Annotated in this window: 13 protein-coding genes; 4 read left to right on the plus strand and 9 right to left on the minus strand. The window is 57.4% G+C overall.

Annotated features, from left to right (window positions below; all coding sequences use genetic code 11):
• Nucleotides 1-135: 135 nt before the first annotated feature.
• Together degP and dgt are read right to left on the minus strand one after the other, a co-directional pair.
• Nucleotides 136-1,572, minus strand: coding sequence for a serine endoprotease DegP (gene degP, locus KIF87_RS15110; protein WP_213329161.1), 1,437 nt, complete (start codon nt 1,570-1,572; stop codon nt 136-138).
• A 131-nt stretch (nt 1,573-1,703) separates the two neighbouring features.
• Entirely contained in the window at nt 1,704-3,218 is a 1,515-nt protein-coding gene (gene dgt, locus KIF87_RS15115; RefSeq protein WP_213329162.1) for a dGTPase, read from the minus strand.
• 82 nt (nt 3,219-3,300) lie between these two features.
• On the opposite strand from dgt, the gene mtnN reads away from it, so the two are divergent.
• The 3 genes from mtnN to KIF87_RS15130 are packed head-to-tail and all read left to right on the plus strand — an operon-like array spanning nt 3,301 to nt 5,443.
• The gene (mtnN, locus tag KIF87_RS15120; protein WP_014882620.1) at nt 3,301-3,999 is read left to right on the plus strand and encodes a 5'-methylthioadenosine/S-adenosylhomocysteine nucleosidase; all 699 of its coding nucleotides are present in this window, start codon (nt 3,301-3,303) and stop codon (nt 3,997-3,999) included.
• The gene (btuF, locus tag KIF87_RS15125; protein WP_213329164.1) at nt 3,992-4,792 is read left to right on the plus strand and encodes a vitamin B12 ABC transporter substrate-binding protein BtuF; all 801 of its coding nucleotides are present in this window, start codon (nt 3,992-3,994) and stop codon (nt 4,790-4,792) included. The genes mtnN and btuF overlap by 8 nt, the downstream gene beginning before the upstream one ends.
• Before the next feature lie 27 nt (nt 4,793-4,819).
• Entirely contained in the window at nt 4,820-5,443 is a 624-nt protein-coding gene (locus KIF87_RS15130) for a TRIC cation channel family protein (protein WP_023334566.1), read from the plus strand.
• A gap of 71 nt (nt 5,444-5,514) precedes the next feature.
• On the opposite strand, the gene erpA is transcribed toward KIF87_RS15130, so the two are convergent.
• Together erpA and clcA are read right to left on the minus strand one after the other, a co-directional pair.
• Entirely contained in the window at nt 5,515-5,862 is a 348-nt protein-coding gene (gene erpA, locus KIF87_RS15135) for an iron-sulfur cluster insertion protein ErpA (RefSeq protein WP_063145182.1), read from the minus strand.
• 79 nt (nt 5,863-5,941) lie between these two features.
• On the minus strand, nt 5,942-7,342 hold the full coding sequence (clcA, locus tag KIF87_RS15140) for a H(+)/Cl(-) exchange transporter ClcA (protein ID WP_213329166.1): 1,401 nt from the start codon (nt 7,340-7,342) through the stop codon (nt 5,942-5,944).
• Between the two features lie 177 nt (nt 7,343-7,519).
• Between clcA and hemL the strand changes: the two genes are divergently transcribed.
• Nucleotides 7,520-8,800: a glutamate-1-semialdehyde 2,1-aminomutase gene (gene hemL / locus KIF87_RS15145; protein WP_213329168.1), complete on the plus strand. Its 1,281-nt coding sequence runs from the start codon at nt 7,520-7,522 to the stop codon at nt 8,798-8,800.
• Nucleotides 8,801-8,896: 96 nt separating this feature from the next.
• Here hemL and fhuB read toward each other — a convergent pair whose 3' ends face one another.
• The 5 genes from fhuB to KIF87_RS15170 form a co-directional block, all read right to left on the minus strand.
• Nucleotides 8,897-10,879 (minus strand): Fe(3+)-hydroxamate ABC transporter permease FhuB, encoded by a 1,983-nt coding sequence (gene fhuB, locus KIF87_RS15150; protein ID WP_213329169.1) that lies wholly within the window; start codon nt 10,877-10,879, stop codon nt 8,897-8,899.
• Nucleotides 10,876-11,766, minus strand: a complete 891-nt coding sequence (gene fhuD / locus KIF87_RS15155) for a Fe(3+)-hydroxamate ABC transporter substrate-binding protein FhuD (RefSeq protein WP_213329171.1) — start codon at nt 11,764-11,766, stop codon at nt 10,876-10,878. Before fhuD ends, fhuB begins: the two co-directional genes overlap by 4 nt.
• Nucleotides 11,766-12,563, minus strand: a complete 798-nt coding sequence (gene fhuC, locus KIF87_RS15160) for a Fe3+-hydroxamate ABC transporter ATP-binding protein FhuC (RefSeq protein WP_033144663.1) — start codon at nt 12,561-12,563, stop codon at nt 11,766-11,768. The genes fhuD and fhuC overlap by 1 nt, the downstream gene beginning before the upstream one ends.
• 50 nt (nt 12,564-12,613) lie before the next feature.
• A complete protein-coding gene (fhuA, locus tag KIF87_RS15165; protein ID WP_213329173.1) occupies nt 12,614-14,869 on the minus strand; it encodes a ferrichrome porin FhuA in 2,256 nt (751 codons plus the stop codon).
• Nucleotides 14,870-15,073: 204 nt separating this feature from the next.
• Complete coding sequence (locus KIF87_RS15170; RefSeq protein WP_213329174.1) at nt 15,074-16,078, minus strand: fimbrial protein; 1,005 nt, start codon at nt 16,076-16,078, stop codon at nt 15,074-15,076.
• Between the last annotated feature and the right edge of the window lie 4 nt (nt 16,079-16,082).

A 16,082-nucleotide genomic window follows, 5' to 3' on the forward strand; every position in this document is an offset into this window, starting at 1 on the left:
GTGAGCAGAGCTCAAGCATAGGGAAGTTCAGCGACGGCTGCATTGTGCGAATGCACAAAGAGAGAGGGAGAAGTATGGAGTTGTGGCAAGAATCACAGAAAAGAGAAAGCCCCTGCGAACAGGGGCTTTAGAGGATTACTGCATCAGCAGATAAAGCGAGGTATCACCACGCTGGATATTCAGCGCCAGCACGGAAGGCTTGCTGTCGAGGATCTTGCGCAGTTCAGCGATATTTTTCACCGGCTGCTGGTTAGCGCCCATGATCACATCGCCTTTTTTCAGGCCGATACGGGCTGCCGGTGAATTCGCTTTCACGTTGTTCACCACCACGCCTTTGTTTGCGCCTTTATTGCTCATCTCGGCACCTTCAATGCCGCTGAAGATGGTGCTGGAATCCACCTGATTCTGGCTGCTCTGCTGCAGCTCCAGGCTCACGTTAACCGGCTTACCGTCGCGCAGCAGGCCGAGGGTCACTTTGCTGCCAATCGGCATTGAGCCCACTTCGGCACGCAGGGCGGCAAAGCTGCTGATCGGCTTACCGTTCAGGGAGGTGATCACATCCCCCGCTTTAATGCCCGCTTTCGCCGCGGAGGAATTCGGCATCACCTGGCTGACGAATGCCCCGCGCTGGGCGTCAACTTTCATCGCCTTGGCCAGTTCGGAGTTCAGCTCAGTCCCGAGGATACCCAGCTCGCCGCGTTTCACCTGGCCATACTGCACCATCTGCGCGGTCAGGTTTTTCACCATGTTGCTTGGGATAGCAAAGCCGATCCCGATGTTGCCGCCGTCCGGTGCCAGGATCGCGGTGTTGATACCGATCAGCTCACCGTTCAGGTTCACCAGCGCACCGCCAGAGTTACCGCGGTTGATCGCCGCATCCGTCTGGATGAAGTTTTCGTAGTTTTCCGCGTTCAGGCCGCTACGACCCAGCGCTGAGACGATACCGGATGTCACGGTTTCACCCAGACCGAACGGGTTACCGATCGCCACGGTATAGTCGCCCACGCGCAGCGCGTCGGAGTCAGCAATTTTAATCGCCGTCAGGTTTTTCGGATCCTGGATCTGGATCAGCGCGATGTCGGAGCGCGGGTCTTTACCCACCACTTTCGCATCGAACTTGCGGCCATCGCTCAGCTGAACCTTAATGCTGTTAGCGTTATCGACAACGTGGTTGTTGGTGACCACATAGCCTTTCGCCGCATCAATAATTACACCCGAGCCAAGCGCCATGAATTTCTGCTGCTGGCCGCCGCCCTGGCTGTCATCCCCGGCACCACCGCCCTGACAGAACGGTGAACTCTGGAATGGCGAACCGTCCTGGCAGAACGGCGAGTTGTCGCCGAAGAACTGCTGGAAGTTACGCGGCATACGCGGCGTATTGACGGTCGTACTGCCCTCAACGTTAATACTCACCACCGATGGCATCACTTTTTCGAGCATCGGTGCCAGGCTTGGCATCTGCTGCGCGGTTGCTGCCGACGACGCGGTCTCGGCTGCAGTAGCAGTCAGAGGAGACAGCGCTAAACCTAAACTCAGAGCCAGTGCACTCATTGCTAATGTGGTTTTTTTCATGTTTCTCAATCTCGATTTACAGGTAACGCAAAATTGCTGTGTAACTCAGATTCGTTTTATACCGCTTAGTTCCGGCGATAAGTTTATGGAAAAGGTAAAAATTTATTGGCCGTCTTTACAAAACTCCGGGATTATTCCACTGCCATCAGCTTGCGGTATTCATCCCAGGCATACAAATCCGTCATGCCGCTGATATAGTCCTGGATAAGACGGCAGCGATAATAATATTCCATCACCGGCCATTGGGAAGAGTGGCGATCAAGCTTGCCAATCGCTTCGACATACGCCAGACGATGCCGGGTAGAGAGTTTCTGATAAAGCCGCGATTCGATAGGTATTCTGCGCACGCGCTCGTGTTCCACCAGCTCGCTGAACTCGTCGACCGACAGCTGGAGCAACGGGGAATAAATTTCCAGTAACCCACTGATTACCCGGTAGCCCTGCAGTTCCAGCTGCTCGACATCCGGATGGCTAAATACATGCAGCATCGCCACATGTTTATAAAGCTCAAGGAGTTGACTGAAGCTGCTGTCATCTTCCAGCAGCGCGTGGTTGAATTCCCCGCTGAAGATGAGCGGTAAATTATCAATAAAGCGCGACGCCGCATACGGCACCAGTTTATTTAAAGTATTGACCCGCAAATACATAAAGAACTGGTCTTCCGTACTGCGGCTTAATGTATTTGAGCGCGATTTTTCCCAGGCATTTTCGACAACCTGCGCAAACAGCGAGCCTTTTTCATGGGCACCCCAGGCCGCATGAAGATGCTGATAAAGCTCCTCGACGCTGAAAATTCTTTTCTCAACGGCATCTTCCAGATCGGCCACGCAATAGGAAATATCATCGGCGGCTTCCATAATCCAGGTCAATGGAAAGCGGCCGTTTGGCGTCAATGAAAGTTCTTTACGTAGCCGTTCAATATAGGCCTCTTCGGAAAGGTAATAGCCCGGTTTTTTCATTAAATAACTGTGGGACGCGGGCGTATCCCCCATCCACCACGCGGGGCGGGTATATTTCAGAATGCAGCCGACCTGCGCCCAGGTCAGGTTCATGCGCATCAGGGAATGGACCAGCCGGATCCCCTGCGCGTTGCCCTCGAAGTGACACAAATCCTGGCGCACTTTGCGACGCAGATCGTTCAGCCCCTCTTCACCCTCACGCAGGCGTAAATCGCGTACGATGCAGCGGTCATCGCTGAGGGGCTGGCTTACCGCATCCGTAGGATAAAGCCGCTGCTTAAACCAGTCGTTGATCGCCGCCTCACCAAAATGGCCGAAAGGCGGGTTGCCGATGTCATGCATCAGGCAGGCCATCTCAACGATGCTCTCGAAGGGCCCCGTCAGCTCATCCAGACCATAGGTTTCCAGTAAACGCTGCTCTTTGAGACGGCTCAAAATTTCTTTGGCAATGTAGCGCCCGACCTGCTGCACTTCCATGGAGTGGGTTAAACGGGTGCGCACCGCGGCGTTACGCTCCAGCGGGAACACCTGGGTCTTTTGCTGCAAGCGCCGGATAGCGGGCGAGTTAATGATCCTCCCGCGATCGCTTTCGAAGATACGCAGGATCTCATGTTCGCTCTTGTCGCCCTGCGGCGAACGGAAACGTCGGTGCCAGTTAATTTTGGTGCGAAAATCGATTGGTGCCATGTGCTCCCCCGCGTGAGAATGCGTTTCCCCTTAACCGCATGATAGACTATGCATCTTAACAAGGCACATCGCGAGTAAATCTATGAAAATCGGCATTATTGGTGCAATGGAAGAAGAAGTTACGCTGCTGCGTGACAAAATTGAGAACCGTCAGACGCTCTCTCTTGGTGGTTGTGAGATCTACACCGGCCAGCTGAACGGCGTTGACGTGGCTCTGCTGAAATCAGGCATCGGTAAAGTGGCTGCTGCGCTGGGTGCAACCCTGCTGCTTGAGCGCTGCAAGCCGGACGTGATCGTGAATACCGGCTCTGCGGGCGGCCTGGCGCCGACGCTGAAAGTGGGTGATATCGTTGTCTCCGACGAAGCGCGTTACCACGATGCCGACGTCACCGCGTTCGGTTACGAGTACGGCCAGCTTCCGGGCTGCCCTGCTGGCTTTAAAGCGGACGACAAGCTGATTGCGGCGGCAGAGACCTGCATTGCTGAACTGAACCTCAACGCGGTACGCGGTCTGATTGTCAGCGGTGATGCCTTCATCAACGGCTCCGTTGGGCTGGCGAAAATCCGTCATAACTTCCCTCAGGCGGTGGCCGTTGAGATGGAAGCGACCGCGATCGCTCATGTTTGCCATAACTTCAGCGTTCCGTTCGTGGTGGTTCGCGCCATCTCTGACGTGGCAGACCAGCAGTCCCACATCAGCTTCGACGAGTTCCTGACCGTTGCGGCAAAACAGTCCACCGTGATGGTGGAACGCCTGGTGCAGAATCTGGCACGTGGCTAAACATACCGTCAGGGCGCTGGCCGCCCTGCTTCTTCTCGCACCGCTGTGGCTCTATGCTGTACCGCGTGTGATTACGCTCTCTCCCGCGAATACGGAACTGGCGTTTGCCGCCGGAATCACGCCCGTTGGCGTGAGTAGCTATTCGGATTACCCACCGCAAGCTGCGGATATTGAACAAGTGGCAACCTGGCAGGGGATGAACCTTGAGCGCATCGTGGCGCTTAAACCGGATCTCGTGCTGGCCTGGCGCGGCGGCAACGCCGAGCGGCAGGTCAACCAGCTCACCTCGCTTGGCATAAAAGTGATGTGGATTGATGCCGTCAGCATTGAGCAGGTCGCTCAGGCGCTACGCGCCCTGGCACCCTATAGCCCTACGCCCAAAAAAGCCGAGGCTGCGGCGAAAGAGATGCTGAGCGACTATGCCGCGCTGAAATCCCGATACGATACCCCTGTGAAAAAGCGCATCTTCCTGCAGTTTGGCAGCCAGCCGCTGTTCACCACCGGAAAAGGGTCGATTCAGAACCAGGTGCTGGAAGTCTGTGGCGGTGAAAATATCTTTGCTGCCAGCCGGGTGCCGTGGCCTCAGGTCAGCCGTGAACAGGTTCTGGCGCGCCAGCCGCAGGCCATCGTCGTGGTCGGAAATGCGAGTGAAATTCCCAAAATTGAGCAATTCTGGCAAAAGCAGCTAAAAATACCGGTAATACCCCTCAACAGCGACTGGTTTGAACGCGCCAGCCCGCGTATTATCCTCGCCGCAAAACAGCTCTGTGCCGCGCTGGCAGAGAGTCATTAACATAAGACCCTTTTCGAGGATTTAACGATGCTCGTTTATTGGCTGGATATTCTTGGCACAGCCGTTTTTGCTATCTCCGGCGTCCTGCTCGCCGGAAAACTACGCATGGATCCGTTTGGCGTGCTGGTGCTTGGCGTCGTGACCGCCGTCGGCGGCGGGACTATCCGCGATATGGCGCTGGCAAATGGCCCGGTGTTTTGGGTGAAAGATCCTACCGATCTGGTGGTCGCGATGGTCACCTGCCTGTTAACCATTGTGCTGGTTCGCCAGCCCCGCAGATTACCAAAATGGATATTGCCGGTACTGGATGCCGTCGGTCTGGCCGTGTTTGTCGGTATTGGCGTCAATAAGGCGTTTAATGCGGGTACCGGTCCAATGGTGGCAATCTGTATGGGCGTACTAACCGGCGTGGGCGGTGGGATCATTCGCGACATTCTGGCGCGTGAAGTGCCGATGATCCTGCGTACTGAAATTTACGCAACGGCCTGCATTGTGGGCGGGATTGTTCACGCGACCGCGTACTACACCTTTGCCCTCCCGCTGGAAAATGCCGCGATGCTGGGGATGGTCGTGACGCTGGTGATACGTTTAGCGGCGATACGCTGGCACCTGAAGCTGCCGACGTTTGCGCTGGATGAGAATGGCAGGTAAATGCAAAACGGTAACCACCAGGTTACCGTTTTTAGCGTTTTGCCGGGGTGAGGGCATCAGCCCGCACCTTCTTAAATACTGAACGAAGAACCACACCCGCAGGTGCTTGTCGCATTCGGGTTAGTGACCACAAAGCGCGAACCTTCCAGACCTTCGGTGTAATCCACCGAACCACCCACCAGATATTGCAGGCTCATCGGGTCAACCACCAGCGCGACGCCCTGTTTCTCGATAGTCATATCGCCATCGTTAACCTGATCGTCAAAGGTAAAACCATACTGGAAGCCGCTGCAGCCGCCACCGGTAATATAGACACGCAGTTTCAGATCCGGATTGTCTTCGTCGGCAATCAGGACTTTCACTTTTTTGGCTGCTGCTTCGGTAAATTCGAGCGGTACAGCTACTACGTCATCACTCATCTTATGCTCCCATGAATACTGCTATTGGGTAAAATTCACCCAATTCTTTATCTCATTATCTAATACCCTGGTAATTCATTCAAGTATTCTGCGTGGCGGCCCGCTCAGCCTCTTGTTTTGCCAGGGTACGCGCAAGGATGGTGGAGTATAGCGGTTTTCCACCCAGGAACTGGGCCAATAGTGTCGCGCCGAGACAGGTAATGATCATTGGCAAAATGAGCTGGTAATTGTCCGTCATCTCCAGCACCAGCACGATCCCGGTCAACGGCGCACGCAGGGACGCGGCCAGCAGCGCCCCCATTCCGGCGATGGCAAAGGTCCCGGCGTCAAGATGATAGGCGGGAAACCCCGCTTCAGCCGCCATACCAAACGCGGTGCCGAGCAGCGTACCTAGCGCCAGCATCGGGGCAAAAATCCCGCCGGGCGCGCCGGAGGAGAAGCACAGCACCGTCGTGATGACTCTTGAAATAAACATAAACAGCAGCAGACCCACGCTGAAATTCCCCGCCGCCGCAATGGGAATCAGCCCGAACCCACCGCCTGCGGCATTCGGCTCAATAAACCCGAGTACGCCACACATTCCGCCCAGCAGGCCGCCCATCAGCACCCATTTCGTGGTGTTGCCGCCGTGAATGCGCTGGAACATATCCTGAGCGCGCAGGATAAAAGTGTTAAACAGCGGTCCCACCACGCCAAAAATCATGCCGAGGATCAGGTAAAGCCACAGGGTGTTGACCGGCGCGTTGGTCAGTTTACCCACCTCAATAACCGCGCCCTCGCCGTTAAAGATGCGAAACACGATGCTCGACATAATGACGCCGGTAAACACCGCTTTAATCGAGATCAGGTTGTAGCGAAACTGCGCGCGCATCTCTTCGATAATGAACAAAATGCCCGCCAGCGGCGCGTTAAACGCGGCGGAAAGCCCCGCCGCCGCGCCGGTTGCCAGCAGCGTATGGCGCGCTTCGGCGCTTCGCATCCGAAACAGATCGCCCACCATGCGGCCGACGTTCCCCCCCAGCTGTACCGTGGGCCCTTCCCGGCCAAGCACCATGCCCGCGCCCAGGGTACCCATGCCGCCGATGAATTTAACCGGAATCACCCGCCACCAGCGCACCGGACGCAGCTCCTCCAGCGCACCTTCAATTTCCGGGATGCCCGACCCGCCCGCCTCCGGCGCGAATTTACGCACCAGAAAATACCCCACCATGGCAAACAGCGCAGACAGCCCGAATGCCCAAACCCAGACCAGCCATTCGCTGTCGGCGAAACCGGCCACGGTGCCCACTCGCCAGTTGAGTACGGCATTAACCGCTTTTTCAAACGCCACGCCAATCAGCCCCGCGAGAGTCCCCACCACGGCAGCGGCCAGCAGGATCGCCAGCGGCGTTTTATCGCGATTGAGCAGCCGCCGAATACTGACTCGGTGCTGGGCGCGCGTAAACTGTTGTTCTTCAAAAGACGGAGAATCTGATTTCATGTCCTGTTCTTATTCGTCATACAAAAAGCCGCGAGGATTTTACCAGAGACTGCCCTACCGTCTCCTGAAAATTACTTAACAAATCTTAAAGCATTACCGGGCTAAAAATTTCATAACCTTCCCCGAATCACTTAGAATAGTGGGCTTAATCATTTTATACGAACCAGGAACGACGCCATGAGCAAGTCTGAAAACCTCTACAGTGCAGCCCGCGAGCTTATTCCGGGTGGCGTGAACTCACCCGTGCGCGCCTTCACCGGCGTGGGCGGTACGCCGCTGTTTATCGAACGTGCTGACGGCGCGTATCTGTATGATGTCGATGGCAAAGCCTATATCGATTATGTGGGTTCCTGGGGGCCGATGGTGCTGGGGCACAACCACCCGGCGATTCGTAACGCGGTAATCGAAGCCGCCCAGCGCGGCCTGAGCTTCGGCGCGCCAACCGAAATGGAAGTGAAAATGGCGGAGCTGGTGACCGAACTGGTGCCCACCATGGACATGGTGCGCATGGTGAACTCCGGCACCGAAGCCACCATGAGCGCCATCCGCCTGGCGCGCGGTTTTACCGGTCGCGATAAAATCATCAAATTCGAAGGCTGCTACCACGGCCACGCCGACTGCCTGCTGGTGAAAGCCGGTTCCGGCGCGCTGACGCTCGGCCAGCCAAACTCGCCTGGCGTACCGGCGGATTTCGCGAAGCACACCCTGACCTGCACCTACAACGATCTTGCTACCGTTCGCGCGGCGTTCGAGCAGTATCCGCAGGAGATCGCCTGCATCATCGTTGAGCCGGTTGCGGGCAACATGAACTGCATCCCACCGCAGCCTGAGTTCCTGCCGGGCCTGCGCGCCCTGTGCGACGAGTTCGGCGCGCTGCTGATCATTGATGAAGTCATGACCGGCTTCCGCGTAGCGCTGGCGGGTGCCCAGTCTTACTACGGCGTCGAGCCGGACCTGACCTGCCTCGGCAAAATCATCGGCGGCGGCATGCCGGTCGGTGCATTCGGTGGGCGTAAGGACGTGATGGAAGCCCTGGCACCAACCGGTCCGGTTTACCAGGCGGGCACGCTCTCCGGTAACCCTATCGCCATGGCTGCGGGCTTTGCCTGCCTGACCGAAGTGGCTCAGCCTGGCATTCACGAAACCCTGACCGACCTGACCACGCAGCTGGCAAACGGTCTGCTGGAAGCCGCAGAAGAGACCGGTATCCCTCTGGTGGTTAACCACGTGGGCGGCATGTTCGGGATTTTCTTCACCGATGCGAAAACCGTGACCAGCTATCAGGACGTGGTGAAGTGCGACGTTGAACGCTTCAAGCGCTTCTTCCACCTGATGCTGGAAGAAGGCGTGTACCTGGCGCCGTCCGCGTTCGAAGCGGGCTTTATGTCCGTGGCGCACAGCGAAGAAGATATCAATAACACCATCGACGCGGCGCGTAAGGTGTTTGCGAAGCTGTAAGGGCATTGCCGGGTGGCGCTAACGCTTACCCGGCCTACGATGTTCTCCCTCTCCCCGTGGGAGAGGGCCGGGGTGAGGGCATCAGGCCGCACCTGACTACCGGCTCTGCTTTCTCAACAGATAAATAAAGTACGGCGCACCGATAAAGGTCGACAGCAGACCCGCCGGGATCTGATACGGGAACAGCACCATTCTTCCGCACCAGTCCGCGAACACCAGCATCACCCCGCCCGTCAGGGCCGACATCACGATATGCGGCATCGTCCGGCGGAATCCCATCATTCTGGCAATGTGCGGCGCCATTAATCCGACAAAACTCAGCGGTCCAATCGTCAGGGTTGCCACAGCCGTCAGGCACGCCGCCAGCAGCAGCAAGGCCACGCGCGCTGGCGTCAGCGCCATTCCCACCGCACGCGCGGTTTCGCCGCCGAGCGGCAGAATGGTCATCCAGCGGCGGCACAGCGGCACCATCGCCAGCAGCACGAGCATCACCATCCCGGACCAGATTACCTGGCTGCCGGTGGCGTTGTACGTCGAGCCGGAAATCCAGGTCAGGATCTTCGCCATACGCGGATCCCCGCTGGCCTGCAGCATCATCAGCAGCATCGTAAATGCGGTACTGAGCGCCATCCCGGCCAGCAGCATGCGGTGCGGTGAAAACCCGCCGCGACCGGCGGCAATCAGGATAATCATCAGCGTGGCTGCCGCGCCGATACTGCCGGCAGGCATCAGCCAGCCAAACGCATTGCCCGGCACAAAGAACAGCATCAGCACCACGCCAAAGGCGGCGCCAGAGCTGATCCCAAGCACTTCAGGGCTCGCCATCGGGTTGCCGGTCAGACGCTGAATTATGCACCCCGCCACCGCCAGCATTACCCCTGCTATCAGCGCAGCGAAGATACGCGGCCAGCGCCACTGCAGCAGTTCATTGAGTAAATCACCCGTTGCCCAGTGCCAGCCCGAGGCATCGCGTCCGAATGAGAGCGCCGCGAACGAGGCGATCATCAGCACCGCCAGACCGGCAAGGCTAAACCACAGCACCGACTGACGTTCAGCGTAGACTTTATCGCCCGCATCCATCGCCGGCGCGCTCATGCTGCGCAGGCGCGGGAGCAGCCACAGCAGCAGCGGCGCCCCGATAAGCGCGGTCACAGAGCCGGTGGAGACTTCCCTCCAGACCTGCGCCAGCCAGAGAATAAGCTGATCGGAAAGCCAGAGGATCAGCGCCCCAATCAGCGGCGCCAGCATCAGACGCGTCAGTAAACGACGCGCCCCGAGCATTTTCGCCAGCAGGGGCGCAAACAGGCCGATAAACCCGATGATGCCGACCGCGTTCACCAGCAGGGCACTTAATACAATCGCCAGCGTCAGCGCCGCCAGGCGAGCCAGCGACAGCGCCAGCCCCAGGTTACGCGCCACGCCATCATCCAGCCCCATGAGCGTCAGAGGACGCAGGAGCAGCAGCGTCAGCACAACACCGCCAGCCAGCTGCGGCCACAGGCGCTGCACAATGCTCCAGTCGGTTTGGGTGAGCGTGCCGGTACTCCACAGGAACATGCTTTGCAGCTGATCGTGGTGGAACAGCACCAGCAGCTGGTTAATCGCGCCACAGTAGAGGCTCACCACCAGCCCGGCCAGAATAAGCGTTACCGGAGAAAGGCGCTTGCCCCAGGCCACGCCAAAGACCAGCGCGCCCACCACGCACGCCCCCGCGAGTGCCGCAAACTGCGAGGTTAACGCTCCCGGCAGCGCCCACAGCGTGGTGACGGTGATCCCAAGCTGCGCGCCGGTCGCGACGCCGAGCGTGGTTGGTTCTGCCAGCGGGTTACGCAAAACCTGCTGGAACAGCACGCCCACCAGCCCTAAACCGGCGCCGACTAAAAGGGAGATCGCCAGACGCGGCAGCAGGCTGTAGTGGAACAGCATCTGCTGAATATTGTCGATATCCGGCGAGGCCAGAGCGGCCCCCCACTGCGCGCGAGGTAACGCCGTCGAGAGGTTGAACCCGGTTAATACCAGCGCAACCAGAAAAAGCAGGGATAGCAGCAGCGCCGGGAAGCGGGCGATACGCGTACTCATGCTTTACCTCCCAGGGCGTTATCCAGCACGCGGGCAAAATGCATGGCCGACAGCGTCGCGCCGTAGAACCAGACCGCCGGGGCGCGCTGGAAGCGCTGCTCGCGCACAAACGGCATCGCCTGCCAGAGCGGAGTCGCCATCAGGGTTTGCATGGCGCGTTCGTTGCCGTGGTCGAAGCATAGCACGTCGACGTCGCGAAACGCCGCCAGACGATCGATCCCCACGGCGGTACTGCCCCAGAACGTCATCTCCCCTTCCCAGGCATTGCGAATACCGAAGCTGTCGAGCACTTCCTGGAACAGGCAGTTTTTACCGAAGACCAGCATATGGCGGGCATCCAGCAGCGTCACCATCAGCAGCGGACGATCGCCCCGGTTGGCAAAGCGTGGCTTCAGGGAGTCGATCAGGGCATCAAATTCGTCGAGATGCTTTTTGGCCTCGACCTCGCGGTTGAGGAAACGCGCCATCTCGTTAATCGAGTTTTTCGCCATGGCCAGCGGTTTTTTACCGTCGCTGAAGGCGAATCCACGTCCTGGCGCAATGCGCGCCATGATCTCCTCTGACGGACCGTAGCCCGCTGACCAGAACATGAACGAGGGCTTCATCTGGGTGAGCAGTTCAAGGTTTGGCTCCGTACGCAGGCCGATGTCGATCACCGAGTCCGGCAGCTTCGGCTCGTTCACCCAGAGGTTATAGTTAGGAATGTCCGCAACGCCATAGGGCGTGACGCCAAGCGCCATCATCAGCTCGACCGGCAGCCACTCCAGGGCCACAATACGGTGCGGATCGACGGCGGCGGCACGCGCCGTATTCATTTTTAACAGCAGCGGTGAGAGCGCCATCGCCGTCAGCAGGCGACGGCGGCTAATGCGAGCGTTATCCAGCATCAGTAGACAAAGCTCACCGGTGCAGCCCCGGCAGGGTGAGGCAGAATACCCATCGGAATACCGTAAATATGTTCCAGCGTCTCGCTGCGCATCAGCTCTGCCGGCGTGCCCTGGGCAATCATCTCGCCCCCGCGCAGCGCGACGAGGTAGTCACAATAACGCGCGGCCATGTTGATATCGTGCAGGACCGCAATGACCGTCAGACCACGCTGCTGGCTCAGGCGATGCACCAGCGCCAGGACGTCGACCTGATGCGCAATATCCAGCGCAGAGGTTGGTTCATCCAGCAGCAGACAGCGGCTGTCCTGCGCCACCAGCATCGCAATCCACGCGCGCTGACGTTCGCCGCCGGACAGGCTATCCACCAGACGGTGCGCCAGCGGTTTTAGCCCGACCAGCGCAATCGCCTCTTCCACCTTCTCTCTGTCGGCGACGCCGAAGCGCCCAAGCGCCCCGTGCCACGGATAACGCCCAATCGCCACCAGCTCACGCACCGTCATCCCTTCCGCCTGCGGCAGCTGCTGCGGCAGATAGGCCACTTTGCGGGCAAAGGCTTTACTGCTCCAGCTCTCCAGCGGTTGGTCATCCAGCAGAATATCGCCCTCTGAAGGCGGCTGATGGCGCCCCAGCATCTTGAGCAGCGTGGATTTACCGGAGCCGTTGTGACCAATCAGGCCCGTCACTTTACCGGCAGGGAACGTCAGAGAGAGCGGATGCAGCAGCGTGCGCCCGGGTACGCGAAAGGAGAGATGGTTGAGCGTAAAGGTGGTGTCGGGTTGCGTTTGAATATCCTGCATATCAGCCAACTTAAATAAAAAGGGCACGGCGAACCGTGCCCGAAGAGAGATTAGAAGCGGAAGGTCGCGGTGGCAACAACCTGACGTTCAGCACCCCAGAAGCAGCCGTAGGTATTGAAGCAGCTGGCAACGTACTCGCGATCGAACAGGTTGTTCACGTGCAGCGCCACGTTTGAGCCCGCCATGCCAACGCGTGCCAGATCGTATCTGACCAGCGCATCGACAACGGTGTAGCTGCCCACCTTGAAGGAGTTCGCCGGATCGCCATAGCTTGAGCCCGTGTAACGCACGCCGGTACCCAGCGTCAGGCCAGACAGCGCACCGTCAAACAGGGTGTAATCGCCCCACAACGATGCCATGTGTTTTGGCACCTGAGCTGGCGTGTTGCCTTTGTAGGTGGTGTCCGTGGTGTATTCCGCATCGGTATAGGTATAAGAACCCACCAGGTTAACGCTCGCAGACAGGGCCGCTTTCGCTTCCACCTCTACGCCACGCGCGCGGATTTCACCGCCCTGAACCGAGAAGAAGGAGCCCGCCGGGTCCGCCATCAGGTTGTTGGTTTTGGTCAGTTGGTACAGCGCACCGGTAACGACGATCGGACGATCGTTTGGCACGTATTTCACGCCCGCTTCGTACTGTTTGCCTTTAGACGGCGCGAACAGCTTGCCCTGGGCATCGCTCTGCGAAGCCGGTTCAAACGATTCGCTGTAGCTAAAGTACGGGGTTACGCCGTTATCAAACAGATAGTTAACGCCACCGCGCCAGGTAAACTGGGTATCATCACGTTTGGAGGTGGTGTTCGTCACGCGGTTGTAGGATTCCTGATCGGCCCAGTCATAACGACCGCCCAGGGTTACCAGGACTTTGTCCCACTCAATTTGATCCTGAGCGTAAACGCCGGTCTGTTTTTGCTTGTTCAACACCTGATAGGCACCTGACGGTCCAGGATGTGAACCGAAATCGAAATCGCTGCGATCGAGGTTATAGATATCAGATGGCGCAACGGAACCGGCATAGCCGAACCACGAGTCGATGTCATTACGCATGCGCATGAAATCCACACCCGTCAGCAGAGTATGATCGAGTGAGCCCGTCGCGAACTTGCTTTGCAGCTGCGTATCAACAGTGAAGTTTTCCAGCTTCTCGTTATCAATAACATACTGACGAGTCAGCGTATGGCCCCACTGCGACTGAGGAACGCTCGCGCAAGGGCTGGATGCCGGATTACTCGAATAGAGCGGATCGGAACACATACCGTAGCCGTAAACGCTGTTTTGCGAGGTCTTATTCTGCGCATAGCGCAGGTTCTGACGCACGGTAAAGGTGTCGTTGAATTCGTGATCGACGCTGTATCCCACCATTTTCTGGTTACGGGAATAGGTATTGTTCTTCGCACCTTCGTTGAAGTTCGTCGGCAGACGATCGCCGTTCGGCAGCGGATCAACCGTCCCCTCTTTTGGCAGCCAGCCGTAATAGCCCGTTTCAGGCTCGTTCTGGAAGTAGGAGAGGAACGTGAAGGTGGTTTTATCATCCGGACGCCAGGAGAAAGATGGCGCGATGGCGTAACGCTGCTCGCCTTTACCTTCCTGCTGGGAATTATTCGAACGCGCCACGCCCGTTAAGCGGTAAGAGTAAACGCCGTCATCGTCGATTGCATCGCTAAAGTCGAACCCGGTCTGGAACAGGCTATCCGTGCCGACTTTGAACTGGATCTCTTTCAGCGGCTCGGTTGTTGGGCGCTTGCTTACCATGTTCAGCAACCCGCCTGGGCTGCTTTTGCCGTACAGAACGGAAACCGGACCGCGCAAGATCTCGGCGCGCTCCAGCATATAAGGATCAATCACCGCGTCGTTATAGAAGTTCCCCTGCATTTTCATGCCGTCGAGGTAGTTATTCTGCGTCTGACCATCGGCCGCGAAGCCGCGAATAATCAAATAGTCATAGGTGTTAGACGCGCCGCGCGTGCCTACCGCAACGCCCGGCGTGTAGCTCAGGGCTTCTTTCACCGAGCGCGGCTGATGCAGCGCCATCTCTTCGGCCGTGACCACAGAAATAGACTGAGGAACCTTCTGAATCGGGGTATCCGTTTTGGTCCCGGTCGCGGATTGCCTTGCGGCGATGGTCGCAGCAGGCCCCCAGGCACTTTCCTGTGCCGCAGGTGCTGCTGTTACCGTAATGGTTTCTTCTTTTTTCGGGGCGTCGGCCGCATGCGCATAAGCAGACATTCCGGCAACCGCTGTGGCAACAACCACCGCGATTTTACGCCGTGACGTGTTAATGGGCTGAGCTGTATTGAAAAGCGCCATGTTGTTCTCTGATGGAAAAGTGAATGATAACGTAAACGAGAATTATTATTATGAGCGCCAGAATAATATGCGAAACGCTGGTTGCAAAGCAAGCAGTAAGCGGCCCTACAAGATTTAAGGGTTTAAGAATTAACCAGATGAAAAGAGAGGGTTAATGAGGTTAGCGAAATGATCGCTAAAGCCCGCCGAAACGGGCAGAGAGGATTAACGGTAAAACACCTCGAACGTGGCGACGGAATCAACTTTGCCCGCTTTAACCTCCCCCGTTTTGACGTAGCGCGCCTTGAGGGGGATTTCAACGGGAACCTTGTCCTGCGTACTGGTTATCGCCGTGTAGTTCTGGTCAAACTGCAGCACCGTATTGTTCTTGTCGAGAATTTGGATGCCGACACCCGCGGCGGCGGAATCTCCGGCTGCGATGCCAAGGATATTGCCGTTCGTCACGCCCGTCGATCCCGCGCTGGTGAACTGATAATCGACCTTTGTCCCCGCCGCGCAGTCGGTGATTTCAATCTTAAAACTGCCGTCGGTAAGAATGTCTGAGTATTGCCCGTCAAAATCCTGAACGTTAACCGTTTTAAGAGGCACATAAATGTTGCGGTCGACCAGATTACAGGTGTTGGTCGTAATGTGAACGCTGGCAGGAGAAAACCGCATTTCACCGATTACCGCGTTACCCAGCATATCCACAGCCGTTAATTGCGAAGTATCCAGATCCCCCTCCTGGATATCGCCTGTTACTACCAGCTGTGCAGCGGCGCGAAACGTAGATTTTTTATGCGAAGAGCCATGAATAGACCCCAGATAACGGATAGGCCGAAAGAGGTTCTCTTCGTTATAGCTGGGAAGACGTTCGTTCGAGGAAGCCGCTCGGATACCAATACCCGGCACGTTAGTTTGATAAACCCCAGGCAGAACACTTTCGCGTGCATCAGTATCCGCAAGATAAAGATATCCGCGTCTGATTTGCGCGTCACCATAACACTCCACCGTGACTTCCTTACTCTCGACGCTGACGTCATAAATCACGGTGCCGACGGGCGTATCGGGGGCAACAACAATCAGCGGTGGAAGTTGAAATGTGACCACCGCGTCCACGTCAGAGCTGCCGTTAAAAGTACAGTCAGCCCAGGCTGAATGGAAAAAGGTCCCCGCCAGCAAGAGCAGCAGTGGCGAAAGAAACGTTTTGACTGAACAACATTGACGCATGAAA

It is taken from the genome of Enterobacter sp. 120016 (genome assembly GCF_018383635.1).
GTDB lineage: Bacteria > Pseudomonadota > Gammaproteobacteria > Enterobacterales > Enterobacteriaceae > Enterobacter > Enterobacter asburiae_D.

What these genes read in the sequence shown, in the direction of transcription:
- erpA (WP_063145182.1), bottom strand. Translation starts at nt 5,862, where the DNA reads ATGAGTGATGACGTAGTAGCTGTACCGCTCGAATTTACCGAAGCAGCA.
- mtnN (WP_014882620.1), top strand. Translation starts at nt 3,301, where the DNA reads ATGAAAATCGGCATTATTGGTGCAATGGAAGAAGAAGTTACGCTGCTG.
- fhuD (WP_213329171.1), bottom strand. Translation starts at nt 11,766, where the DNA reads ATGCTGGATAACGCTCGCATTAGCCGCCGTCGCCTGCTGACGGCGATG.
- fhuA (WP_213329173.1), bottom strand. Translation starts at nt 14,869, where the DNA reads ATGGCGCTTTTCAATACAGCTCAGCCCATTAACACGTCACGGCGTAAA.
- KIF87_RS15130 (WP_023334566.1), top strand. Translation starts at nt 4,820, where the DNA reads ATGCTCGTTTATTGGCTGGATATTCTTGGCACAGCCGTTTTTGCTATC.
- degP (WP_213329161.1), bottom strand. Translation starts at nt 1,572, where the DNA reads ATGAAAAAAACCACATTAGCAATGAGTGCACTGGCTCTGAGTTTAGGT.
- KIF87_RS15170 (WP_213329174.1), bottom strand. Translation starts at nt 16,078, where the DNA reads ATGCGTCAATGTTGTTCAGTCAAAACGTTTCTTTCGCCACTGCTGCTC.
- clcA (WP_213329166.1), bottom strand. Translation starts at nt 7,342, where the DNA reads ATGAAATCAGATTCTCCGTCTTTTGAAGAACAACAGTTTACGCGCGCC.
- fhuC (WP_033144663.1), bottom strand. Translation starts at nt 12,563, where the DNA reads ATGCAGGATATTCAAACGCAACCCGACACCACCTTTACGCTCAACCAT.
- hemL (WP_213329168.1), top strand. Translation starts at nt 7,520, where the DNA reads ATGAGCAAGTCTGAAAACCTCTACAGTGCAGCCCGCGAGCTTATTCCG.
- fhuB (WP_213329169.1), bottom strand. Translation starts at nt 10,879, where the DNA reads ATGAGTACGCGTATCGCCCGCTTCCCGGCGCTGCTGCTATCCCTGCTT.
- dgt (WP_213329162.1), bottom strand. Translation starts at nt 3,218, where the DNA reads ATGGCACCAATCGATTTTCGCACCAAAATTAACTGGCACCGACGTTTC.